This is a genomic window from Variovorax sp. F042 (assembly GCF_057814215.1).
Genome location: NZ_JBVASX010000045.1, coordinates 1 through 371, shown reverse-complemented (window position 1 = coordinate 371; position 371 = coordinate 1). Strand labels below are relative to the sequence as shown.

The following is a 371-nucleotide window of genomic DNA, read 5'->3' as shown; positions in this document are numbered from 1 at the left end:
CGTCGTCCACCGGCGTCAGGTTGAGCGGCAGGTCCATGTCGGGAATCGCATCCAGGTCGGCATAGAGATGCGCCACGCGCCAGATCAGGTCGTCGGCGTTGCAGATCGCGTGGGAGTGGTCGCCGGTGACCGCCCCCAGCCGGTAGATCGCGACCGGCATGCCGCGTGCCTGCGCCACGCGGGCCAGCGCATCGCCGACCCATGTGCTCTGGCTGTAGCCGTCGACCAGCCCGCTCCAGGAAGCAAGAGCCGACTGCTCGGTGACCGTGCCGTCCTTGTTGTTCTGGTCGATCCCCGCCAGCGTCGAGACGTAATGCATGCTCTTGGGCCGGCCCTGCGACGTCCACTCGAGCAGCGTGACCACGCTGTCG

General features: G+C 67.9%; 1 protein-coding gene. It reads right to left on the bottom strand.

Annotated elements, in window-relative coordinates; genetic code table 11:
• On the bottom strand, positions 1-371 hold a 371-nt coding region (locus ACZYSP_RS35320; protein ID WP_489019205.1), incomplete at both ends, for an SDR family oxidoreductase.